We start from the raw sequence: 25,703 nt of genomic DNA, 5'->3' as shown, positions 1-25,703 counted from the left end.
CCCCAAGAAATAGTAAGGAAGTAAAACCGAGTATCATGAAAAAACCTACTTTTTCAAAGGCATTAATCGCAATTTTAGCTTTATGCTTTAGCGTGGCAACTTATGCACAAAATTATGTGCCATTTACACCAAGATTCAATGAAGATTTAAAGGGTGACATTGTTTTAATTGGGAATAATATTCTTGGTCCTAGTAATGATCCATTTAATGATGGAAGTATCTTCAATCATAATGTTAACATGCAATATATCGACATTGATGGAGATCCTTCAACATTTAGTTCATCAAGTGCAGATTTAGTAATACCAAACCCAAATTGTTATCAGATTATATATGCAGGGTTGTATTGGGGAGCAGTAAACCCTGGAAACGAACCTATTACCGAAGTAAAGCTCAGAGGACCTTCTGGTGGATACAATGATATCACAGGAACTTTGATTTTTGACGCCAACGGAACGACCATAGATGGTGGTGATAGTTTTTCTTATGCTTGTTTTGCGGACGTAACTAATATTGTAACAAGTTTTGGTTCGGGAGCAGATTTAGGAACTTATACGGTTGCTAATGTATCTTCTGGCTTAGGTGAAACCGCTAATTTTACCCCTTTTAATGGTACTGGGCAATCCGCGGGTTGGTCGTTATTCATTGTCTATGAAGATCCTACCCTACCTGGTAAGTCCATCACAAGTTTTGATGGTTTCAGTGCTATTAGTGTTCCTGGTGGAAATCCAAATTTAGATATTCCAGTAGATGGCTTTAGAACAGTTCCTGCCCCTGCTCCAGTGAGAGCTAATTTTGCATTCGCCACACTTGAAGGTGATAGTCCAATTTTAGGTGATCGCTTAAGATTAAATGGCGTCAGTTTATCAACAACCGATAGACCTGTTGCTAACTTCTTTAATAGTTCAGTAACCCGATTGGATGCAACTCCAGTAAACAATCGTGTACCAAATAGTACTAACACACTTGGTTTTGATACAGGTACGATTGCCATCCCGAATCCAGGTAACTCAGTCATTGCTAATGATGCCACCTCTGGAACTATACGGTTAGAGACAAGTGGCGACACCTATTTCCCCTACTTCTTTGCATTTGCCGTCGAAATCATTGAACCGGATATTGTTCTTACAAAAATTGTTGAAGACGATACTGGAAATGATATTGGAGGTCAGCTTGTAAATCTTGGCGCACCGCTCAACTATGTTATTGGTTTTCAAAATATTGGTAATGACAATGCCACAAATTTCCAAATACGGGATATTCTCCCTATCAATATTATTTATAACCATCCAACGGATTTAATCTTACCTCCTGGTGTCACAGTGGCTAGTTATGATCCAGTAACACGAGAGCTTGTTTTTGATATTGACAATTCTTTAGTAGAAGAAGATGATCCACGCTATGAAATTAGAATTGAAGTACAGGTTGTAGATACATGTGGTGAACTAGCTGACGCGTGTTCTAACATTATCAATAATCAAGCCTTTGCGACTTATAATGGATTTTTCAACCCGACATTTCAAATTACTGATGACCCGAGTTTAAATAGTAATACAGGCTGTTTACTATCACCTCAGGCTACTAACTTTTTAGCGGATTTGGACTGTGAATTTATTGAAGAAGTGATTTTATGTGGTGATAGTGTTGAGCTAACCGCGGCAGATGGTTACGATTCCTATACTTGGTCAACAAACCCATCAGGAACTCCTGTCATAGGTAATACGCAGACCATTACCGTTACATCAACTGGAACCTACTATTCATTCAATAATGCCATAGCGCCTTGCCAATCTATTGAACAAGTGTATGAAGTGGAACTGTTTGGGGGTAATGTAGATAATCCTGTTATACCATACGCAGATGAAGTTGTCACCTGTCCTAATGATGGAAAACTACTACCTAACATATTTTTATGTGGTGCGAATGATTCAAGATTTATCGAAACAAACATTTCCGATTCCATATCCATTATTTGGGAACAATTGGATGAATCGAGTTGTGCCGCAGTTTCCGATCCTGATTGTGCTAATGAAGATCCTAGTTGTACATGGAACGAAGTCGCTACAGGACCAGATTTTTTAGCAAATGCTGCTGGACAATTCCGCTTAACCATTAATTATCCTGGAGGCTGCTTTAATCAATTCTATTTTAATGTTTATCAAAACTTATTGGTGCCTACGGTGGTTTCAACCGATATTATTTGTAGCACCAATGGAAGTATTACTGTTAATGATGTGCCTTCTGGATATGAATACAGTATTGATGGTGTTAACTTTCAAACAAGTAATGTATTTACCATTACCACTCCTGGTACTTATTCCGTTTATGTAAGACAAATCGGAGTGCCAACTAACCCATGTATTTTTTCGGTTCCAGATGTACTTATTAGGGATAGAGACTTCTCGGTAACGTCAACAATTTCTCAACCGCTCTGCTTTGGAGAGCGAGGTAGTATACAATTGGCAGCTAATGATGTCGATCCTCAGTACACCTTTACCATAAGTGAAGGAGGAACCTTAGTTAATACCGTTGGGCCAATTATAGAGAACACCTATTTATTCGATAATCTAAACACAGGAACGTACACGGTTACGGTTGAAACTGAAAATGGCTGTCTTTATTCTGAAGATGTCACCATTGTTGAACCACCTCTATTAACGGTTACAGCTGCATTAACAACCCCTTTAAGCTGTACAAATGGAGAAATCACCATTTATCCCGAAGGTGGTACTCCACCCTACTTTTATTTTATTAATGGGTCCACAGATTTTCAAACGGTCCCGCAAATAGAAGTTACTGCACCTGGTACCTTTGATATTTTAGTTGTGGATTCTAATAATTGTGAAGCCAATACTACGATTACTGTAGATGATATTCCATCACCTGAATTCAATATAACGACAACCGATATCTTATGTGGTGGTACCGGAGATACGGGAACCATCACTATAAACGTAACCAATCCGAACGGAAATAGCATCGTCTACAGTATTGATGGAGGTACAAACTTTACAAACTCTAATGTGTTTACTGGCTTGGTTGCCGGTGATTACGACGTTGTATTAGAATATACTTTAGGCCCTTCTGTATGTACAACAACTCCACAAACCGTAACTATAATTGAAGAAATAGCCATCTCTGGTACTGCTGAATTATCGGCTCCTTTTACGTGTAACACCACAGGTACGATTACCGTTACTGGAGTATCTGGTGGAAATCCTCCTTATGAATACAGTATAGATGGTATTAATTTTCAAACAAGTAATGTGTTTACAGGATTAACACAAGGTTCTTATACCATAATTATTAGAGATACTAATATATGTACAGCAGTAACAAATGAAATAACGATTGACGCTTTAAACCCGCCAACAGATCTAGAATTTACGAATACTCCTGTTCTATGCCCTGCATTAACTAGCGATGTTACTATATCCAATGTCGTTGGTGGCTCAGGTGTATTAGAATATCAAATCATTGCTCCAGCCACTGCCGCTACTCCGTATCAAACCTCAAATGTATTTACGGGATTGGTTCCTGACACCTACACATTCCAGGTCAGGGACGAAAATGATTGTGTTTACAGTGAATCTTATACAATTGATTCAATCCCTACTCCAACAGTAAATGTGGTTTTAACGGAAGGTTTGGATTGTACTGCTACACCTGATGCGGAACTGACTGGAACTATTATAGGTACAGCTCCTTACACTTACGAAGTTTCTATCAATGGTGCTGCTTATACGTCTTTAGGCTCGACAAGTGCAATATTTACTTATAACACATCAACGGCAGGCACGTACCAATTCCAGATTACAGATGCTAACGGTTGTACTGCCGAATCATCAGTAATTACAGTGAATCCTATTACACCGCCTGCATTCAGTGCTGTTGTAGAAGGTCAACCTATTCTTTGTAATGGTGACGCTAACGGTGCTATAGATATTACTATTGACGATACAGTCGGAGCACCTCCCTTTACGATTAATGTTAATAATGACACCACTGGAACAAATTACGGTACTCAGACTACAAGTTTACCAGCTGGTACTTACACCATAACCATTACAGATGCAAACTCTTGTTTCACAACTGAAACAATTACTCTCTCTGAACCTGATGCTATTAATTTTGATTTGACTAAAACCGATATTACATGTACTAATCCTGGTGGTTCTTCATTAGGTTCAATTACTATTGAAAATGTGACTGGTGGCACCGCTCCTTTTACCTATTATATCTCAAATAATTTTGGGGATGTCATTGCTGGCAATCCCTACAATGCAACTTCAAACGAAGACCATACCTTTAATATCATCAATTTTGGTATCTATACCATCAATGTTGTAGATGCCAATGGCTGTAGTTTATCACAACAAATAACTATGGCTTCCCCGCCATCAGACTTAATCATTAATGTTAATATCTCAGTACCAGATTGTACGACAGGTGGTGTTGCTCAAGTTACTGCGGTATCCGCAGTTGGAAGTGGTAGTTACGAGTTTGGTATTTTAGAATTCAATACAATTCCTTATACATCGACATATTTCCCACCAGATACACCTGGTGGTAATGTCAGAACATTTACCAACTTAATTCCTGGCGTACTTTACACTTTTGTGGTTCATGATTTGGTGACGGATTGTTATTTTGTAAAACCTGCAGATTTTGCAATAGATCCCGCTTCAACATTAACATCAACCGTTGCGCCTAATAATGTAACCTGTTTAGGTGCTGCAGATGGTAGTGTTACCTTTACTATAGACAATTTTGATAGTACCACAACTTCTGTAGACTATTCAATTTATACAGCTTTAGACAATCAATTAGTTAATGGTCCGACGAATATACCTGTAACTTTTGGAGTGCCAGAGACCGTAACAACGCCAAATCCTGGAACATTAACTCCTGGGCAATATTACCTTGTCTTCACTGAAAATGGAACAGGAGCTTTCAATGGTTGTGAAACCGCATCTCAAATTTTTGAGATTTTAGAGTCACCTGCACCACTAGATTTAACCGTTTCTGTTAACCAAAATGCGAATTGTAATCCGAATTCAGGTGTTATTAGTGCTTTTGGCCAAAACGGAACAGCACCTTATGACTATCAAATCACAACAACACCTACAGCTCCATTAGCCACTGATGCAGGATGGGATTCTGCAAGGGCGTTTAATGTTGATGCTGGTAGTTACTATGTCCATGTATTGGATGCCTTTGGTTGTATTGTGAGTAGCCCTGTAACTATTGTTGATATGGACGATTCTCCAACTATTTCGGCGACAGTCAATAATACTTGTGAAATTACAGATGGTAATTATGCGATAGATGTTACACTCGATATTCCTGGAACTCCGCCATACAGTTATAGCATTGATGGAGGTGCGTTTCAAGTACAAACAGCTCCATTTACAATTTCTAACTTATTTGCTGGTACTCATACTATAGAAATACAAGATGCCAATGGTTGTGGTGATTTAATTTCAATAGATATCGATGGGCCAATAGATATCATAGCAGATGCAACAGCTTTACCATCATGTAACAATGATGATGGTGAAATTATAGTAACAGGCTCTGGAGGTTCTGGTTCTTATACGTATAGCATATCACCAAATCCTGCTTCAATCAGTCTAAGTGGAAATGTATTTGCAGGTGTTCCTTCTGGTATTTATACCATTACAATTACGGATACCGTACTATTATGTACCAGTGAAACAACAATTTCAGTACCTGAAGCTATACTTCCATTATTCAACTTAACATCTTCTAATACAGTGTGTTTCGGTGATAATACAGGTGCTTTTGATATTGATATTTCTAATTTTTCAGGTGCTTATACTTATGAAGTTTTTGATAGTTTAGGAGCTTCGGTTACAGGAGTTGTAAACGCAAATACATCTACAAATCCGTTGACTGTAACTGGTCTGCAATCAGGAACCTTTTCGGTTACGATTACCCAGACCGATTTTCCTTTCTGTACTAATACAGGAAACATCGTGATAACATCACCAACAGAAAATCTAACTTTGGGCTTAACAGAAACATCTAATGTCACCTGTGATAATAACCAAGGTACTATAACAGCTATTGCAGATGGTGGTTGGGGAAATTATGAATATGAGTTAAGTGGAGATGCAACTTCAGCATATTCGAGTAACAATGTATTCTCAGATTTATCTGCTGGAACATATACAGTAACGGTAAGAGATTCAGAAGGTTGCCTCGCATCAGAAACAATAACACTTAACGAGCCTAATCCGATAACTGCGACATTTACGGCTAGCACCACTGTTTTAGCTTGTTTCGGAGACCAAGATGCGAGTATTACAGTAGATATGGTTTCTGGTGGACAAGGCAGCAATTATTCGTATACATTAAATACAATCGCACCAGTAGTTAGTTCTTCTGGTCCACAAACCTCAAATGTGTTTAATGATTTAGGTGCTGGCACGTATAACATTACCATAACTGATGGATTTGACTGTGAGATGACCTCATTGGATATTGTAATATCGGACCCTACTCCACTTGATGTGGATTTGGTTAGAGCATCTACACAAACTTGTTTTATTGAATCTACTTTAACCTTAAGTGCTTCAGGCGGAACAGGTCCATACGAGTATAGTACTACAAGTACATTTGCAACCGTATTGGGTAGTTTTAGCACTTCAACAACATTCGCTGTACCTGAAGGAACTTATGCGTATTATGTTAGGGATACCAATGGTTGTATTTCTAATGTATCCAATGAAATTACGATTGATCCGCTTCCAGAGTTGGTTCTAAATCTAGAATCTTCTAATCCATCTATCAATTGTGCGGGCGACAATACCGGATCAATAATAGCCACGGCCCAAGGCGGATTAGGAAATTATAGTTACACCTTGCAAGATGGCTTGGGCAACACTGTTAATGCTACACAGGATACCCCAGGATTTTTCGCAGGATTAGTTGCTGGCGATTATATGGTGATGGTAGAAAGTGGTGATTGTAGCACGACTACAGCTCCAATAACTATTACTGAACCAACGACACAGTTGGAGGCTACAATAGCCGTAAACAATGTAACCTGTACTGGTAATGATAATGGTTTTGTTGAAGTTACAGCTAATGGTGGAACGGGAACTATTCAATATGCCATCTCACCACAATTAAATCAATTCTTTGATACTAATGTGTTTGAAAATTTAGCGGCTGGTGATTACACGGTTATTGTACAGGATCAACTGGGATGTTATTTGACTTTCGATTTTACAATTTTAAGTCCAGAGCCAGTGCTTATTACCATTATAAGCGATTCGTTCTTCCCAGAACTCTGTGAAGGTGATGCTAATGGTGAATTCAGTATAGATATTTCTGGCGGAAATATGCCATATAGCGTTAGCTTGGATAACTATGATGGTCCATATACTACTGGAAGTCCAACACAAACGGAGTTTGACTTCACCAATCTAGTTGGTGGCGATCATATTGTTTATATAAGAGATGCTGAAGGTTGCGAATCTGAATGGAATATTACGTTCCCAGAATCTGTAAGCATAAATCCAGAATTATTGATAGAATCTGTTTGTGAAGATAACAATCTAAGTAATGTAGTTACCGTCACTGTTGATGAATCTACTGTTGACTTGGATGATTTAGATTACTCATTAAACGGCGGGCCATATCAGTTAAGTAATGTATTTACTGACGTTCCTGTTGGCTTGGATCACTATATAAGCGTAAGGCATACTAACGGTTGTATCGTTAATACAGAATTCTTTGATATAGATCCATACGATCCTGTGACCTTAGCATTATCGGAAGGTGAAATTAATGAAATCATAGCCGATGCCTCAGGTGGTACAGGTGACTACACATTTACCATGAATGGTGAAGATTATGGAAGTGATAATACCTTCTTAATCTACGAAACAGGTATTTATACCATTGTTGTTACGGATAGCAATGGTTGCTTTGCCGAAGCACAAATAGAGCTTGAATTTGTAGATATCTGTATCCCAAATTGGTTTACACCAAATGGCGATGGGGAATTTGATACTTGGGCGCCAGGATGTACACAGAATTATCCAAACCTAACCTTTGATATTTTTGATCGCTATGGACGTAAAGTCGCTACGTATCGCGTTGGAGAAGTATGGGACGGAAGATATAATGGTCATGAATTACCTACTGGAGATTATTGGTTTGTTGTTAAAACGAACGACCCTAACGTTGATAGAGAATTTGTTGGACATTTTACATTATACAGGTAAGCTAAATCTATTGAATTAAACCTACTAAGATGAAAAGATTTTTACTATATATATCGCTTTTAATAATGACTCAAGGTATGAGTCAAGAGTTAAATTTACCTGTTTGGACACAGTATTTAGCGGATAATGACTTTGTGATTTCACCAACTTTTGCAGGTATTGGCGATAATCTAAAAATTAGAGCTAATGGTTTAACACAATGGGTTGGTATTAAAAACGCACCGGATAACCAATCCATATATGCAGATTTTAGAATCTCTAACCGTTCGGGAGTCGGTATCTCAGCATACAATGATAAAAATGGTAATACACGCCAAAAAGGGCTTAAACTTTCGTTTGCCCATCATTTAATTTTAGACTGGAAATCCAAGCAATATCTTTCGTTTGGCCTATCCTATAATATCAATAACTTTAGAATAGATATTGAAAATTTCAACACCACTTTCGAAATCCCAATCCTAGATCCTGCTATCGATGGTGACAGAGCTATCAACAATAATAATTTTGATGCTGGATTTCTTTACCGTTGGAACAAGTTTTATTTAAGTTTTAATGCCAACAACTTAGTATCTAAGGATATTGATGACTTTACTGGTGGTATAGAACCACGTCTATTGTTGAATTATCAAGTATATTCAGGATATGTATTTAGTCCGGAACATAATAAGGATGTAGAATTCGAACCTTCGGTATTCTTTCAATTCTTTGATAGTGATAACCGTTCGGCTACCGACTTAAATTTTAAGTATAGAAAGTTTAATAGAAACGGAGATTATTACTGGATTGGTGCTTCGTACCGTTTTCTTAATGACCAGTTTTTGGATCCTTTAAACCTTGGGCCTATGGCTGGTATATTGCATAATAAGCTCTATTTTGCCTATTCCTATCAATTAACCTTTAATGATTTGTCTGGTTTTAACACGGGAACACATGTTGTTACTATTGGTTTAAATCTTTTACAGAGCGCCAGTAATTGCCCATGTACCAAAGGGACAAGCCAAAGTTATTATAGATTATAGAATTTCGAGCTTATACCCAACTCCATGCACATTAGTTAATTTAATGGATGCATCGGATTTTAGTTTCTTTCTTAGTTTGGAAATGTAAGTATCTAAACTTCGACCTACAAATACTCCATTATCTTCCCAAACTTTTTTGGTGAGTTCATCACGTTTAATAACCTCGTTCGGTCTTGCTACAAAAAGTGCCAAGAGTTCGCATTCCTTTTTCGATAATGCAATTTCTTCTGCTTCCTTAATCAATTTATTCTGTTCTGGATAGAACTTAAAAGCACCTATGGCTTCGTAGTTAATCGACTCATGCTTTGGTTGCTTTACAAAGGTTTTCCAATACCATAAACTCGCTAGAGTTACTACCAGCAAGGCAATGGTGAGACCTATGACAAAATATAGCTCGGAATTTGGTTTAACCCTTTTAAAAAAGTTGACCTCTATTACATAGCAGGCTTTGGGCAAATAGCGACCCGCACAGGGAATAATGGTACTTTCTAAAATGGTACTCATCTGATAACTATAGGCCACTTCATTGTCTTTACACTGAATAACCTCTACAATATAATGTTCGGGAAGCTTTGATGCCGTTAAACTTTCTTTTAATTGACCAACTAAAACTTCAGGTTCAAAAGTTAAAGGTGCATTGAATGTCAATTGGTACTTATTGAAACGCAATTCCTTAACAGGTAAAATCAATGATGTAGAGTCATTTTCACTAAGTAACAATTTATTACCTGCATCGCGAAGGGCAATTTTAACCTGTTTAGAAAAATCATCAGGTACGGAATTACAGGATGTAAAACACACAACAAGAATGATGATTAAAAACCTAATGCCAGTACAGTACTTCATATAGTTTACAAATAACCACTTTTTCCTATAAATTTTGCAAGGCGTTGACACTTCTTTTACACTTTTTTGACATTCTCTAAGGTTACGACCTCTAGTTTTATCCCATCAGTAAATCAAAAAATTCTATATCATGAAAAAACTAATTCTTTTTATCACATTCTGTATTGCAACAACTGTTTATATTAATGCACAAGAAAAGTTAGAAATCAATACTGTTAAAAGCGAGCTTAAATGGTTCGGTGAGTATTCGTTCTATTTTGGTGGTCATCATGGCACTATAAGTATATCTGAAGGCCATTTTATAAAGACTAATGAGGTTATCACTGGCGGTGAATTTATTATTGATATGAATTCAATCATATGTCTGGATATCGAAGACGAAGAAGGAAATGCAAGTTTAGTGGATCATCTTAAAAATGAAGATTTCTTTGAAGTGGGAAAATTTCCAACTGCTAAACTAGTGATTACAAATGTTCAGTACCACGATAGTACAAATATGGAAATTAGTGCAGATCTTACCATAAAAGGAGTTACCTTACCTATAAATTTTCAAGCAGAAGCTAATTACAATAAACAACAAATGACCACAAAGTTTAAGATTGATAGGCAACGATGGGGAGTTGACTATAATAGTAAATTAAGAGATGGAGCAATCGCAGACGGCATTGGCTTTGAGGTCACTTTAAGTCTATAAAAAATGAAACAACTATTCGCCTTCTTAGTATTACTTTATTCTATCGCTTCTTTTGCCCAAGACCATAACGAATTAGAAATCCTAGAGGCGGATAGCACTTGGACTAAAGAATTTATAAAATTCCCTCTAAGCTTTGCACCAGATATTGATTATGAAGGCTATGAAGATATTCGATTTGCCCAAAATTGGAAAAAACCTAGTAGCTCTGAATTTTTTACTTATGCCTTTGTTTGGAATATTAATCTTGAAGAAGTTCCAACCGTTGAAATGTTAAATGAATATATGGCGCTTTATTATGATGGACTTATGACTTTGGTCAATAAGGATAAGGATGTTATAGTGCCGCATTCTAAAATACAGTTTGAAAAGGAAAACAATAATGCAGAGCTATCCATTTTCAAAGGGCAAATGGATGTCTATGATGCATTTTTCACCCAAGAAGTAATTTCCTTATATGCCAAGGTCGAAGCCTACTATTGCAAGAATCAGCACAAGTATGTTTTATTATTTAGAATAGCAACTAAGAGCTTTGACGATGCCGTTTGGGAAAAACTTAAAAAGGTGAAATTGGTAGCTAATTTTTGTAAATAAACCTTTATAGTCGGAAACACTTCATAATTCCAATTTTAACCTGAATTATGGTCCGTCATCACAAAGCTTTCCAAATTATATTTGCACTATTGGCTATAGCTTAAGTCCCTAAAGGACATCTAATTCTCTGCATTAAACTAGGTCTCCACTAATAATAGAAGTATTTCTAAATTCTCAAAAGTTTACTACATCCATGATACGACAAATCGTAAAATGTGTGACTTAATCGGTAATTTTATTTTAACATATCCAATTGCCATATATTTAATAAGCTATTAATCAATACCCTAACATCATGTCTTTATTTTCCAAAAACCCTATTGGAAGATTAATATCTTTTATAATAACTAAGTCAAAAAGCATAAGATTATCATTAGTAATTTTTGGTTGCTTTATTTTATTTAGTGTCTTCCCTCATTTTACAGGCTCAGGATTAAGCTCTGCTGAACCTATGCAGCAATACTTAAATGGTGCTTTCCCTAACTCACTTTATCAAGGAAATGGCCTCTATAGAGTAGCTTTCCCCAATCTTACGTTTAATGTTCCTATTGTTTTTGAAACAATTCCGAACCAAAACAAAATTGTTGTAGCTGAACTCTTTGGCGAAATTAATTGGTTTAGCAACGATGAAACGACTACAGATAAAAATACAATTATCGATTTAACTAATCAGGTTGGTGTTGTGTGGGACGGTGGTCTCTTGGGTATGACTTTTCACCCTAGATTCGACGACCCTATAAATCCAGCAAATTACATGTATGTCTATTATTCATCAAAAGATAGAGATGGAGGAAGAGAACCTGAGTGGTATAGCTTTCAAGCATGTACTAATGATGATGAATATGGTGGGTTTTTAGTTCTTGAACGCTACACAGTGGATCCTGTAACTCTTGTAGCTGATGTTAACTCAAGAACTAAACTTATTGTTATGAAACTATTTGGATATACACATCGTGGTGGTGGTTTAACTTTTGGTGATGATGGATTCCTTTACTTAACAATTGGAGATCAAGCGGCTTGGAGCAAAGCGCAGGAGATTACAAATGGCCTGGATGGCGGACTTTTGCGTTTAGATGTTGATATGCAGGGTGGTAGCGTAAGCCACCCACCAGTTAGAAAATTACAAGATAATCTGCTTCCAGGTATAAACTATAATTCAAATTGGTTTACCAATAATACAGGGCCACATCCTTCTGATGGAAGTGGCGGTTATTATACCAATGTATTTTCTGGAGTTAATTATTACATTCCAAATGACAATCCATTTCTAAGCCCTACTGGTGATGTCTATGAAGAATATTATGCTATCGGCTTTAGAAGTCCTCACCGACTTACTAAAGATAAGTTGACTGGAGATCTTTATTTTGGTGACGTCGGACTTTATTCCTATGACGAAGTGAATTTGGTTATGGCGGGAAAAAATTATGGATGGCCCATTTATGAAGGTAATTTTAATGGTGGTGGCAGTTCGGGTTGCTCAACTATGTATAATAATATGCCTCATGAATCACCATTAACTGCATTTAGTACCGCAGAAGTAAATTCCATTATAGGAGGGTATGTGTATCGGGGAAATGATATTCCAGAATATTATGGTAAATATATTTGCGCAGATTACGGGTTTGGTGACGAAATTATAATGGTTGACACTAATACTGGTGATTATGAAATCCTAGGAAACTTCGAACCTCAAAACATAATTTCATTGGGTCAAGACTACGATGGAGAACTTTACCTACTCAATCAAGACTTTGGAACAAACTTGTATCGCTTAACTTCAGGTGGCCCTCAATATAGTCAAATGCCCCAAACACTATCTGAGACAGGTGCTTTCGAAGTATCCGCCAACAACCTCTTCGAAGGACAATTTTCTGACCTTATTCCGACTGAAGGTATAGTTCCTTATGAACTCATTGAGTCTTTTTGGTCTGATGGTGCGCATAAACAGCGTTGGTTAGCAGTTCCAAATGGTGGTGATGGAAGTCATGACGGTCCTCTAGAACAAGTTGCCTATTCAGAGAATGGTGATTGGGATTTTCCGGTTGGTACAGTACTGATTAAACACTTTGAACTCAATACTGATAAAACTAATCCTAATCAGCGAAAAAAAATAGAAACGCGTTTTTCAATTAAAGGTGACAACGGTAGTTTCTATTTCTTAAGCTATAACTGGAATGACGATGAAACAGATGCGGTTTTACAGGAAGTAGGGATTGATGAAGATATAGAGATTACGACAATCACAGGTCAAACAGAAAACCAGACCTGGACTTTTCTGGACCAGTCGCAATGCATTGCATGTCATAATCAAGCCAATAATGGTGGACTCGGTTTAAAATCAAGGTACTTAAATAGTGATTTTATGTATGATGACGATGGAACCCCTACAATGGCTAACCAATTAGTTACCTTAAGTTCGATAGGTATTTTAGACACCCAAATAACAGATGCCAATGCTGCCAATATTTTAACCCACAAAGCTATCTCAAATCAATCAGCTACCATAGAAGAAAGAGCACGATCCTATTTGGATTTAAATTGTGCCTATTGCCATAGGTCGGACAACGTTGATAATCGTGGTGAATTTGATTTGCGACTCTTCAATAATTTAGATGAGACAGGATTACTTTCCGCTAGTGTTTTAACCCCTCTAGGAATTGCTCCTGACGAAGAAATTATTTTTCAAGGCAATGCCAATAAATCGATACTTTTTCATAGAATGGATAGTACTGACCCCACAATCATGATGCCCCCTTTGGCCAAATCTATTGTTGACACTCCGGCCGTTAATCTGATTGAAGCTTGGATTAATCAGTTAAATACACTGAGTACAGTAGATAATCTATTAGAAGAGCTTAAAGTATTTGTAGATTATTCAAATGAAACGGTAAATATAGTTGGACAGGTAGATGCGAAAACAATATTTACTCTATACAACTTGCAAGGTAGAATCACAAAAACAGAAATTTTGAAACCTAATTACCTAAATTATAGTATTGATGTGGCAGATTTAAGTTCGGGTGTTTATTTTGTAAAACTCACTAGTACAAATAATAAAAAACAGATTCAGAAAATTATCGTCCATTAATTTATATTCTGCGTTGTCGTAGAATAGGTTGACAGTTTATACACAATTTAGATTAAACCGTTCAAGTTAATTTAACGGATTTAAGATATGGTTGTCGATTAATTGCCTGTACACCTCTTAAGTTGTTATATATTGGATATTGCTATTAACTTTTTTTGCTATTAACCAATATGTTATGAAACCTACTATCTCCAAAAAAACAAATGGGAGTATACTGCGTAATTGTATACCCAATTCGTTCAACATTAAAAGCGTACTTGTTGCAGTATCATCAGTTTTACTCCTAAGTTATTTATCTGATTTTTCTGGTTCAGATTTATCAACATCAAAAGCCAGCATGATCCAGTTCTTGCCATCCGATACCCAAGCTAAAAACGTCCAAAGTTTTCCTATAATCAATGACCCACATCATGGCCATGTAAAGCTTATGGTACGTTCTGGTAATCAGACTTACACTACCGATGTCTATTTTAACGAGAATGCGACGTTGGGGCTAGATCCTGGTTATGATGCTCTTATGTTCAATGGTTTTACCCCAGATTTCTCACTTTACTCGTTTTTAGTCGAAGATACTACTGACGGTCTGCCCTTTACAATACAAGCTTTATCCGAAACAGCTATTGATAACGTAGTTATTTCATTGGGTATGAATGCAAGTCAGGGGCAAGAGATTAGCTTTAGTATCGCTGAGACCGATTTACCAGAATCAATTAATGTTTATTTAGAGGATGAAGAAAGCAACAGCTTTACGCTGTTGAATAACAACAATTATCAGACTATCGCAGATAACAATATATCAGGTGCTGGTAGGTTTTATTTAAGGTTTGAGGGCAATGCCCTAAGCGTTTCTGAATCCCTTATCAATCGGTTGGATATATTTACTGATCATTCAGACAAAACGATTGTGATTAATGGACAACTTCCCTACGCTACTAATTTAAAACTATATGATATCAATGGTAAATTATTGATATATAAGGTATTAGATGTCAATTCGATCAAGCAAACTATTGATATTGCTAATTTGGTTTCAGGAATCTGTATTTTAGAGTTGACCAATGCCGGGAGTCGAAAACGCGTTGAAAAATTAATACTAAGATGATATAGTCAAGACATTAAACATAAAAGCCATGATTTTGTAACCATGGCTTTTATTTTTGATTGAGTTAGTTAGTGCAAAAAGCTAGAGTACTTCTAAAAAGTAGTCCATCATTTCCTCTTTAAGGTCGTAATGTAATTTAATATAGGTTCGCATATCCTCTTTTAAAGTTCGCTGTTCGTTTTGAAGACGTCCATCTATATTTTCATTAAAATCTACATTATTAATATTGGCAATCTTATTTCTGCAGCGATGCAATAATTTAGATATAGCATCTTTTTCAATCATGATACGATTTTGAAAAACTTCGAGTTTTATCAAATTCATAGGGTCTCGTTCTCTTTGAACAATCTCCTCCAATTTTTCTTCAAAGGTGTCCATTTCATTAAAATGGAATCTTAATTCACGTTTCCAAGTATCTATATTGAATCTTAAATCGCTTAAATACATTAATTTAGTTTGCATATCTCGGATGTTTTATGTGGTTATTAATTCTTGTTCCTTTACCAATTCTTTTTGAATATGGCTTGGTACGGCATTGTAGCCTTTAAAGCTTGTTGTATACGTCGCGCGTCCTTGTGTGAGTGAGCGTAGCTGCGTTGAAAAATCGGATAGTTCAGCGGATGGAATGGTACACTTCAATATCTGATAGTGTGCTTCGGTTTCTATCCCTTGAATTACTGCTCTACGGCTTTGCAATTCGGTCATTACGCTACCTACCATTAGCTCTGGTGCACGTAATTCCATTTGTTCTATTGGCTCTAGCAGTTTTGGATTCGCATTTAAAAATGCTTCTTTAAATGCATGTGAGCCTGCAATCTTAAATGAGATATCATTAGAGTCTACCGAGTGCATTTTACCATCATAAACCATAACCCTAACATCCCTTATATATGAGTTTGTTAAAGGCCCTGATTCCATAACTTCTAGAATACCTTTCATTATTGAAGGTAAATAACGCTGATCGATAACACCGCCAACAATACAATTATAGAAAACTAGTTTACCATCCCAAGGTAAATCAACGACTTCCTTACCTCTAATGGAAAACCCTTCTGGTTCTGGTATACCTTCGTAATAAGGCTCTATTTTTAGATGCACCTGGCCAAACTGACCTGCTCCTCCACTCTGCTTTTTATGTCTATAATTGGCTGTAGCACTACGTTGAATGGTTTCGCGATACGAAATCTTAGGAGCTTCAAATCGTGGTTTTACCTCGTAGATGTTTTCCAAAAGCCAAGTTAAAGTCGATAAATGTAACTCCCCTTGTGTACCTACCAATGTTTGATGAGTTTCATTATTATAGCTCAAATCAACAGTTAAGTCTTGACTGTGAATACGCTTTAATGCTTCACTTAACTTTTCTTCTTCACTAGGACTCTCGGCAAAAACAGCTTTAACTAATCTTGGTTGAGGGAATTTTATTGGTCTAATTGTTCCTCCTTCAGCTGTAGTTGCCAAAGTATCATTAGTTTCGGTATATTTTAATTTGGTTGTAGCTCCGATATCACCAGTGGTCAATTTTTGAACCGAATGCTTTTCCTTACCATCCATAATGTAAAGCTGATTTAGCGTTTCGCATTCACCTGTACGTGTATTATATAACTTATCGTTAACCTTTACTTCACCCGACTTTACTTTAAAAAAAGTAACCTGACCTAAACTCGGTTGATATAAGGTTTTAAATACGAATAAAGATGTATCCGCATCTAGCTCTGGTGTTATCAAATTACCTTCTAAAGTTTGCTCAGGTTTCAAATCAGCTGCCGCAGGAGCCACATTATCAATAAAGCCCATTAAGCGACCGCTACCCATATCCTTTAATGCCGAAACACAAAATACAGGGAAGAAATCGTGGTTGAGCATACCCAGTTTTATACCTCGACGTAGCTCTGCTTCATTTAAGGTACCTTTATCAAAATAAAGCTCCATAAGCTCTTCGTCATTTTCAGCTGCTTTTTCTACAAGTTCATTATGAAGTTGGTTAGCATAGTCTAACTGGTCTTCAGGGATTGGTAATTTTTCAGGTTTACCACCCTGAGGCCCAAATTTGTAGCATTTCATTTTTAAGACATCAATAATACACTGGGCTCCATCAAGTTTAATTGGATACTGAACCAGTACTGCATTATTTCCCACTAATTCTTTAAGACTATTAACACTCATTTCATAATTAGCCTTCTCACTATCTATTTTATTGATAACAAAAAGTGTTGGCTTATGATATCTATCTACATAATTCCAAATGATTTCAGTGCCAATATCTGCACCATGCTTAGCGTTAATAACCGTAACTATGGTATCTGCCACTCTAATAGAGGACATTATTTCGCCTATAAAATCATCCAATCCTGGAGTGTCAATAATATTAATTTTATAATTACGCCATTCGGTATGCAAAGGGGTCGCAAAAACAGAAGCACCTCTACGGTGCTCAAATTCATGGTAATCGGAAACTGTATTTTGTTGCTCTACAGTACCTCTTCTATTTATTAAACCTGCTTCAAACAGCATGGTTTCAGATAATGTGGTCTTGCCAGAGCGATGTGCACCAACAAAAGCCACATTTTTGATGTGTTTATTATCAAATACTTTCATAAACATTTTGATTTTGGAAATTATAACTCTGTGAAAAATATATCCTTAAAGATAATCTTATTTTAAATGCGAAAACATGATTAAAGTTAGGTTTTCAATATTTTTGACAACTATTAGCTTAAATTAAAAGACTTGGACGATTCTATAAATCATAAGGCCATGTTTGAAGGTTTTCAGAACACACCCTTACTATGGGAAACAGATAGCGTCGAAGGGTTAAAGCAGTTTCCTGTTAAAAATACGTCTGAAACCTATATTCCGAAATCAACATCAAAACCGTTACGATTGGGTAAATGGATTGAAGCCTATACAAGCTTTCAACTCCAGAAGCAGCACAATATTGAAGTTCTTGTAGAGAATCTACAAATAAGGAGAGAGAAACAAACTATAGGTGAACTAGATCTTTTGTTATTAAAAAATAATCTACCCATTCACTTAGAAATTGCCTATAAATTCTATTTGTACGATACTACCAAAACCTATACAGATGATTTAGAGCATTGGATTGGGCCTAACCGAAATGATAGTTTTGTTTATAAAATCAATAAGCTAAGAGAAAAGCAGTTGCCTCTACTGTATCAGAATGAAACGATAAAAGTTCTAGAGACCAAAAGCTTAAATCCATATGATTTTGAGCAGTATGTGAGTTTTAAGGCACAGTTATTTTTACCTTATCTTCAAACTGATATTAATATGCCAACTCTAAATAAAAAGTGTATACAAGGCTGGTACATTAGTTTTGATTCTATAAATCAGTTAAGAACTTATAAGTTTTATATTGTCAATAAGTTAGATTGGTTATGTAAACCCAATTTTGAGGTAAATTGGCTCGTGTATGAAGAAGCATATATTGCAATCAAATCGTATATAGGGGATAAACAGTCACCACTATGCTGGATTAAAAATCAGAATAACGATTTACAAAAGTGTTTTATTACATGGTGGTAAAAAACGACAGTTACTACAAAATATACAAGCCCTATGGTTATTTGAGTCAGTTTGTTAATAACCAAAACAAAAGACGTAATAAAAAATTGCTCAATGAATTATACAATTTCCCTAGTGGAACAATGGCGGTTGGACGTTTGGATGAAAAATCAGAAGGGTTGTTATTATTAACTACTGATGGGAAATTCAGTAATTATATCACAAGTTCTAAAGTTGAAAAAGAGTATCATGTTATGCTAGATGGTGTCATTAATGAGGAATCTATCATTGAATTATCAGAAGGTGTAACTATTTCAATCAATGGAAACGCTTACAAAACGAAAAAATGTAAGGTCGAAATATTAAAGGACACATCACATATTTACAATCGCTTCGTTAGGGATGAAAAGCATGGCCCAACCTCTTGGATAGGCGTTACCTTAACCGAAGGGAAATTTCGACAAGTTCGAAAGATGACTGCTTGTGTTGGATTCCCTACACTACGTTTAGTACGTGTACGTATCGGAAACTTTGAATTGGATACTATGCAACCAGGTGATGTTATGGTATTTAATTATTAGAGGCTTCATCATTATCGTCCGCTTTTTCTTCAGCCGTTTTTTCCTTGATTACGACTTTTTCATTTTGAAAAACGATTATAGCCTTTACACCAGTTAATAAATTCCATTCTTTTGAAGAAATTACATTCCCTTTATCATCGTAAACTATAAACTCCGCTGTATTAGGACCGGAATCACCTTGGTTAAGCGCTTCAATTTCGACCTTGTTTCTTCCTTCTAGTAAATCGACCTCGACACGTCTATAACTACTTTTAAGTAATAAATCTTGTTTTACAATAGTACCATTAACGTATATCCTTACACGATCACCATCGGGAAATTCGTGGTCGCGACAAACAATATTTACGAATTTAGTACTCACTCGATGCTCGCCAAGAAATTGATCAGACATGGTTTTTATGACACCACCTTTTTGCAAATCCTTACTCCAACGTTTCTCATAGATTTCAGATGGACTTTTCAGTCCATCTTTTTCCATCATAGAAAAGGGTTTTTCTGAATCCTTTATAATGAATTTCTTTTTTTCCTCAGACTTACCGCTTGCCTTATCTTCTTTTTTGTCAAACTTAGGCGCAACCTTAATCTTCTTAGGCATAGAATCCTTTTTAGTTTTGGAAGGCTCAGCAGGAATTCGAATCGATTTTTTTTCCTTGTCTGTAACTTGGGCAAATACAATAGATCCACTTAACATGAAGATAATGAGCAATATGGATTTAAAGGTTTTCAATGTGTTTAAGACAGTGTTTGGTGTTTTCAATTTAAGGCACAAAAACCATACCTACTTCAAAATAAACGCTAAAAAATGGAATTCCTTACAAAAAAACGTTAAAACTTACCGTTAAAACTGATGCGCAACTTACGGTTATATTCATCAAATAACCAGTCTTTATAGTTCTGTGTACTATTCATAATACAATAACAATACTGCTTTATGCGATAGGCAATTTCATCTTGAAGCAATTTTGTTAAAGCCCTTGCATCGTAGACGTCTTCACTATTCTCGATACAAATCTTGGAGTGCTGGGCAATAGAACGTTCAATAACAGTAAAGGACTTTTTTCCAGTACTCACAGCCTCTTTGTATGCGGCTTTAACATCAAATTCCAAAGATTCTGAATTCTTGAATTTTTCCTTAAGCGCATCTGGCATTATATAAATAAAGTCGCGTTCAATATCCTCGTCATCGACAATATTTTCAAGGTATAAATCGGGATATTTAAATATATGCTGCCAATCTACAGGCTGTGACCATGGCCCAAAACGTGCTACATTATTACCTAAATCTATAACCTGAAATGTTGTGCGGTTTTTAAAAATACGACTTCCGCGACCAATCATTTGAAAGTACAATGTTAAAGAACGTGTTGCTCTATTTAGAATAATGGATTCAACAGAAGGCTCATCAAATCCTGTGGTTAAAATACTTACCGAGGTTAAAACAGCGTCTGGTGTATGCTTAAACCATCTTAAGATATCCTTTCGCTCTTGTTTGGTGGCCGTATTATCTAAATGCTGAACATTGTAACCTGCTTTCTTAAAGGTATAATACACCTCCTTAGATGTGTATATACCATTATTAAAAATTAAGGTCTTCTTTCCTTTAGCCAGTTCTTCATAGGCAGAAAGCAGTTTCGTTTGCATAAGGCTGTTGGTATACAAAGCCTCTGATGATTTTACAGTATAATCCCCATTGATGCCTATTTTTAATGATGTGAGTCCAACATCATAATGGTATAAATCTGCACTAGCCAAAAACCCATTTTTGATAAGTGTAGAAATATCATCCCCAACGATTAGTCGATCGTAATTATCTTTCATGGGTAACTTAATATTGCTACTTAACGGTGTAGCAGTTACGCCAAGAATAAAACAATGCTCAAAAAACTTAAATAGTTTCCTAAAGGAATTGTAATGTGCTTCGTCTATAATAACCAATCCAATATTCTTCAGTTCAAAGTCGTTATCCGAAAGGCGATTGTTTAAGGTTTCTACCATAGCGACAAAGCATTGGTAATCGTCTTGATCTGGTAGCGTTTTAACCTTGCTGTTAATGACCTTATTCTTTACTTTAAAACCAGAAAGCACATTAGAGGTCTGCTTGCACAATTCTATTCTATGCGTAAGAATAACTACTTTTTTCTTATGTCTTTCGATATATCTCCGAACAATTTCAGAAAAAATAACAGTCTTACCTCCTCCTGTAGGTAACTGATACAAAAGATTAAAATCATCAGATTCTTCTTGCATTACATCAAAGATGCGATAGAGATCCTTGATTTGATAATCGTAAAGCCTTTTCTCAGTGACAGTCTCTTTAATGGTGTCTGTTGACATATGAGTATTCTCTCGGAGGTTAATTTTGCAAAAATAGCATATTGTAAGGGTTTTTGGAATAAATTGTTAATAACCTTTAACAAGATTGGTACTGTTCTTGTGTTTAAGAAAGTATTAACATTTTAAATAATTACATTATGAGATCATTTCGAAGACATTCTGCGACGGTCAACGCAGGATCTATGGCAGACATTGCCTTTTTGTTACTAATCTTTTTTTTAGTTACCACGACCATTTCAGCTGACAAAGGAATTTTAAGGCAATTACCACCATACGATTGCCCAACTAATGATTGTAAAACATTAATTAATGAGCGCAATATCCTTAGGATAAGTATGAACAACAATAGCGAAATTTTTATTGAAGACGAAATTGTAAAATTAGAAGATGTAGAGCAAATCGTAAAAGCGTTTGTAGATAATAATGGCTTATCTAATTGTAACTATTGTGAAGGTGAAAAATCTACAGAGTCTTCAGATCATCCCAAAAAAGCCGTAATTTCATTAAGTCATGATGCCTTAACTAAATACCAATTGTTTATTTCTGTACAGGATGAAATCACAAAAGCTTTCTATGATTTAAGGAAACGCTACATAGAAGACAGATTTAATAAGACTCCTAATGAAATTACTGATGAAGAATTTAGAATTGTAAAAGAAGCGTATCCCTTTATCGTATCAGAAGTAATGGTTAAGAGAGATTAGTTAATAGAGTCTATTATTGGAATGCAATATTCTATATTCACACTTTTTTTGCCCCATTCTTTTGCTTTTCTTACATCGACACCCATATAAATGTCTATGCGCTTTCTCCAACGCTTATTCATTTTGTCTTTAACAATAAATAAACTATCAAAGCCTTCTATTTTAACCTTAGTATTATGTACTAACCCTAAATCTAATAAATCTCTTGAAACAGCAATATAGCTCAGACCTGGCCTTAGGCTATCACCAAAAGCAGTAATGTTAGGATTGGAATTAGTTTGATAAGTCAATGAATTATAAGCAGTTGCAGTTACCCGAAATGATTTCAATGTGCACTCCTCGCCTACTTTATTTTTGCAACTTAAAGTAAAGCATAACATAATTAAAGACACAAAGACTTTTATTCTCACAGATTAAATATACGTCTTAAAGTTAAAATATGTTAAATCGTTACTATGTTATACAAAGTACTGTAACATTTCTTTTTTTTCGTCGTCTATATGGTGTAATCAATTAAAAAACGAAAAACATTAAACATCATGAGAACTTTAAACAACAATCAATTAACAAGTACAGGTGTAGATACAAAGACTTATACTTGGAACAGCAAAAGACGTTATAGATAATAACGTAAAATCAATCATCAACCAAAAAACAAACAAAATGAGAACTTTAAACAACAACCAATTAACAAGTAAAGGTGTAGACACAAAGAGCTATGCTTGGAACAGCAAAAGACGTTATAGATAATAACGCGAAAATCAATCATCAATCAAAAAATCAAAGAATTATGAGAACTTTAAACAACAATCAATTAACAAGTACAGGTGTAGACACAAAGAGCTACACTTGGAACAGCAAAAGACGTTATAGATAATAACGTAAAATCAATCATCAATCAAAAATTAAATACTTATGAGAGCCTTATCAAAAATTGTCAATACATCTAACAGCTTAGATGATGACTTAGAAACTATTAAATTATGAATTGGATTAATCGCCCAATTAGACAGAAATGAAAGACCAATACTGTAAAAAGTGTTGGTTTTTTTATAAGAGCTTTATATTAATAACTTAACAATTCCTCTAAAGCACCCTCAAACTTTCTTTTAGCCAAATATTGCTCTTCTAGCTGTTGTACAAAAGGAATTGGTGTTTCTATGCTGGCCACTCGTTTAACCGGTGCATCTAAATATTCAAAGCATTCCTCCATTATCATAGCAGAAATATCACTAGCTATACTACCAAAAAGTGAGTCTTCTTGCAAAATAATAGCCTTTCCAGTTTTCTTAACCGATTTTAAAATCCTATCCTTATCTAAGGGTTGTAATGTTCTTAAATCTATTAAATCTGCTGATATTTCAGGTTTTTTTTCTAAAGTTTCTAAAGCCCAATGTACTCCTGCCCCATAAGTAATAATAGAAACATCCTCACCCTTTTTAATTAATGATGCTTTCCCGAATGGCAAAGTGTAATAATCAATTGGTACGTCTTGTCTAATACTTCTATATAAAGCCTTATGCTCAAAAAACAAAACAGGATTAGGATCATTAATTGCCGTTGATAGTAATCCTTTGGCATCGTAAGGAAAGGCAGGGTAAACTACCTTTAAGCCAGGCGTTTTAGTAAACCATGCTTCATTGGTTTGCGAATGGAATGGACCAGCAGCAACTCCGGCTCCACAAGGCATTCGGACTACAACATCGGCATTTTGCGCCCAACGATAATGTGATTTCGCTAAGTAATTAACAATAGGATTAAAACCAGAAGTTACAAAATCAGAGAATTGCATTTCTACAACGGACTTTATTCCCGCAATTGATAATCCCATACCCACTTCAACAATTGCCGATTCGCAAATAGGTGTGTTGCGCACACGATCTTTACCAAATTGTTTGACAAACCCTTCTGTTATTTTAAAAACTCCTCCATACTCAGCTATATCCTGTCCCATAATAATAAGGTCTTTATGGGTTTCCATAGACTGCTTCAAGCCTTCAGAAATGGCATCGACAAGTCGTAATTCTTTAGTTTTTTTATTTGGTTTAAATTTCTTATAATCAAATGCTTTATACACATCATTTAACTCTTCAGTTTCATTAGGTGTGATGGGTTCTTCAGCATAAGCAGATTCTAAAGCTTTATCTATATCAGCTTTAATTTCCGACACATATTTTTCGTCAATTTCAGCAGACAGGATTTTTTTGCTAAACAAATAGCTTCTAAAATTTTCTATGGGATCCTTTGCTTCCCATTCTTTCATAAGTTCTTTTGGGACATATTTTGTGCCACTGGCCTCTTCATGTCCACGACGTCTAAAGGTCTTAAACTCAATTAAAATTGGTCTTGGTCGTTTTCTAACACTCTCTGCAAGTGTTTTAACCTTAGAATAAGTTTCAATTACGTTATTTCCGTCAAAAATAAAAGACTCAATACCATACCCCTTTCCCCTATCCGCCAAATTCTTACAACGGTATTGCTCGTTTGTCGGTGTTGATAATCCATAGCCATTGTTTTCAATACAAAACAAAACAGGTAATTGCCATACCGAAGCCACATTTAGAGCTTCGTGGAAATCTCCTTCACTAGTGCCTCCTTCGCCTGTAAACACGGCAGTAACTTGACCATTCTTTTTAAGCAAATTGGCCAAAGCAATACCATCAGCTACGCCAAGCTGTGGGCCTAAATGCGATATCATGCCAACGATATTGTAATCTTGAGTTCCAAAATGAAACGAACGATCCCGTCCTTTGGTAAATCCACTAGCTTTTCCTTGCCATTGGCAAAAAAGACGATGCAAAGGAATTTCGCGTGTTGTAAAAACACCAAGATTTCTATGCATAGGTAAAATGTATTCACTGGGCTTAAGTGCCATAGTGACACCGACTGAAATAGCCTCTTGCCCAATACCAGAAAACCATTTGGAAATTTTTCCTTGACGCAATAAAATCAACATTTTTTCCT

The 25,703-nt window shown here is 35.9% G+C and carries 17 protein-coding genes; 10 read left to right on the top strand and 7 right to left on the bottom strand.

Annotated features, from left to right (window positions below):
• Positions 1 to 35 precede the first annotated feature (35 nt).
• Both Q0992_RS13535 and Q0992_RS13530 read left to right on the top strand, forming a co-directional pair.
• The gene (locus tag Q0992_RS13535; RefSeq protein WP_299525399.1) at positions 36 to 8,258 is read left to right on the top strand and encodes a T9SS type B sorting domain-containing protein; all 8,223 of its coding nucleotides are present in this window, start codon (positions 36 to 38) and stop codon (positions 8,256 to 8,258) included.
• Positions 8,259 to 8,287: 29 nt separating this feature from the next.
• Positions 8,288 to 9,277 carry a type IX secretion system membrane protein PorP/SprF gene (locus Q0992_RS13530; protein WP_299525396.1) on the top strand — a complete coding sequence of 330 codons (990 nt, stop codon included), beginning with the start codon at positions 8,288 to 8,290 and terminating at the stop codon, positions 9,275 to 9,277.
• On the opposite strand, the gene Q0992_RS13525 is transcribed toward Q0992_RS13530, so the two are convergent.
• On the bottom strand, positions 9,272 to 10,123 hold the full coding sequence (locus tag Q0992_RS13525) for a winged helix-turn-helix domain-containing protein (protein ID WP_299525393.1): 852 nt from the start codon (positions 10,121 to 10,123) through the stop codon (positions 9,272 to 9,274). The two genes, Q0992_RS13530 and Q0992_RS13525, sit on opposite strands and share 6 nt — an antisense overlap.
• 130 nt (positions 10,124 to 10,253) lie before the next feature.
• Here Q0992_RS13525 and Q0992_RS13520 point away from each other — a divergent pair, with 130 nt between their 5' ends.
• From Q0992_RS13520 to Q0992_RS13505, 4 genes are all read left to right on the top strand, one after another.
• Positions 10,254 to 10,817, top strand: a complete 564-nt coding sequence (locus Q0992_RS13520; protein ID WP_299525390.1) for a YceI family protein — start codon at positions 10,254 to 10,256, stop codon at positions 10,815 to 10,817.
• 3 nt (positions 10,818 to 10,820) lie between these two features.
• A complete protein-coding gene (locus tag Q0992_RS13515) occupies positions 10,821 to 11,408 on the top strand; it encodes a hypothetical protein (protein WP_299525380.1) in 588 nt (195 codons plus the stop codon).
• Positions 11,409 to 11,703: 295 nt separating this feature from the next.
• On the top strand, positions 11,704 to 14,496 hold the full coding sequence (locus Q0992_RS13510) for a PQQ-dependent sugar dehydrogenase (protein WP_299525377.1): 2,793 nt from the start codon (positions 11,704 to 11,706) through the stop codon (positions 14,494 to 14,496).
• A gap of 175 nt (positions 14,497 to 14,671) precedes the next feature.
• Positions 14,672 to 15,598 (top strand): T9SS type A sorting domain-containing protein, encoded by a 927-nt coding sequence (locus Q0992_RS13505; RefSeq protein WP_299525374.1) that lies wholly within the window; start codon positions 14,672 to 14,674, stop codon positions 15,596 to 15,598.
• 81 nt (positions 15,599 to 15,679) lie between these two features.
• On the opposite strand, the gene Q0992_RS13500 is transcribed toward Q0992_RS13505, so the two are convergent.
• Positions 15,680 to 16,060 (bottom strand): hypothetical protein, encoded by a 381-nt coding sequence (locus Q0992_RS13500; protein ID WP_299525371.1) that lies wholly within the window; start codon positions 16,058 to 16,060, stop codon positions 15,680 to 15,682.
• A 12-nt stretch (positions 16,061 to 16,072) separates the two neighbouring features.
• Entirely contained in the window at positions 16,073 to 18,193 is a 2,121-nt protein-coding gene (locus Q0992_RS13495) for a translation factor GTPase family protein (RefSeq protein WP_299525367.1), read from the bottom strand.
• A 132-nt stretch (positions 18,194 to 18,325) separates the two neighbouring features.
• Here Q0992_RS13495 and Q0992_RS13490 point away from each other — a divergent pair, with 132 nt between their 5' ends.
• Together Q0992_RS13490 and Q0992_RS13485 are read left to right on the top strand one after the other, a co-directional pair.
• Positions 18,326 to 19,141, top strand: a complete 816-nt coding sequence (locus tag Q0992_RS13490; protein ID WP_299525364.1) for a DUF1853 family protein — start codon at positions 18,326 to 18,328, stop codon at positions 19,139 to 19,141.
• Positions 19,132 to 19,701: a pseudouridine synthase gene (locus tag Q0992_RS13485; RefSeq protein WP_299525361.1), complete on the top strand. Its 570-nt coding sequence runs from the start codon at positions 19,132 to 19,134 to the stop codon at positions 19,699 to 19,701. The genes Q0992_RS13490 and Q0992_RS13485 overlap by 10 nt, the downstream gene beginning before the upstream one ends.
• On the opposite strand, the gene Q0992_RS13480 is transcribed toward Q0992_RS13485, so the two are convergent.
• Together Q0992_RS13480 and Q0992_RS13475 are read right to left on the bottom strand one after the other, a co-directional pair.
• Complete coding sequence (locus Q0992_RS13480; protein ID WP_299525358.1) at positions 19,691 to 20,428, bottom strand: hypothetical protein; 738 nt, start codon at positions 20,426 to 20,428, stop codon at positions 19,691 to 19,693. The genes Q0992_RS13485 and Q0992_RS13480 overlap by 11 nt on opposite strands.
• 98 nt (positions 20,429 to 20,526) lie before the next feature.
• Positions 20,527 to 22,035 carry a DEAD/DEAH box helicase family protein gene (locus Q0992_RS13475; RefSeq protein WP_299525357.1) on the bottom strand — a complete coding sequence of 503 codons (1,509 nt, stop codon included), beginning with the start codon at positions 22,033 to 22,035 and terminating at the stop codon, positions 20,527 to 20,529.
• 137 nt (positions 22,036 to 22,172) lie between these two features.
• Here Q0992_RS13475 and Q0992_RS13470 point away from each other — a divergent pair, with 137 nt between their 5' ends.
• Complete coding sequence (locus Q0992_RS13470; protein ID WP_299525354.1) at positions 22,173 to 22,739, top strand: biopolymer transporter ExbD; 567 nt, start codon at positions 22,173 to 22,175, stop codon at positions 22,737 to 22,739.
• Here the strand turns inward: Q0992_RS13470 and Q0992_RS13465 are convergent.
• Positions 22,736 to 23,068, bottom strand: a complete 333-nt coding sequence (locus Q0992_RS13465) for a 3D domain-containing protein (protein WP_367277962.1) — start codon at positions 23,066 to 23,068, stop codon at positions 22,736 to 22,738. The two genes, Q0992_RS13470 and Q0992_RS13465, sit on opposite strands and share 4 nt — an antisense overlap.
• Positions 23,069 to 23,457: 389 nt before the next feature.
• On the opposite strand from Q0992_RS13465, the gene Q0992_RS13460 reads away from it, so the two are divergent.
• Entirely contained in the window at positions 23,458 to 23,616 is a 159-nt protein-coding gene (locus Q0992_RS13460; protein ID WP_299525351.1) for a hypothetical protein, read from the top strand.
• Positions 23,617 to 23,805: 189 nt separating this feature from the next.
• On the opposite strand, the gene Q0992_RS13455 is transcribed toward Q0992_RS13460, so the two are convergent.
• The coding region (locus Q0992_RS13455) for a dehydrogenase E1 component subunit alpha/beta (RefSeq protein WP_299525348.1) at positions 23,806 to 25,703 on the bottom strand (1,898 nt) is incomplete at its 5' end.

The sequence above is a fragment of the Winogradskyella sp. genome (assembly GCF_028289625.1).
In the GTDB taxonomy this organism is placed as follows: Bacteria; Bacteroidota; Bacteroidia; order Flavobacteriales; family Flavobacteriaceae; genus Winogradskyella.
The sequence above is the reverse complement of the archived record's forward strand: the minus strand, read 5'-3'. Positions and strand labels throughout refer to the sequence as shown.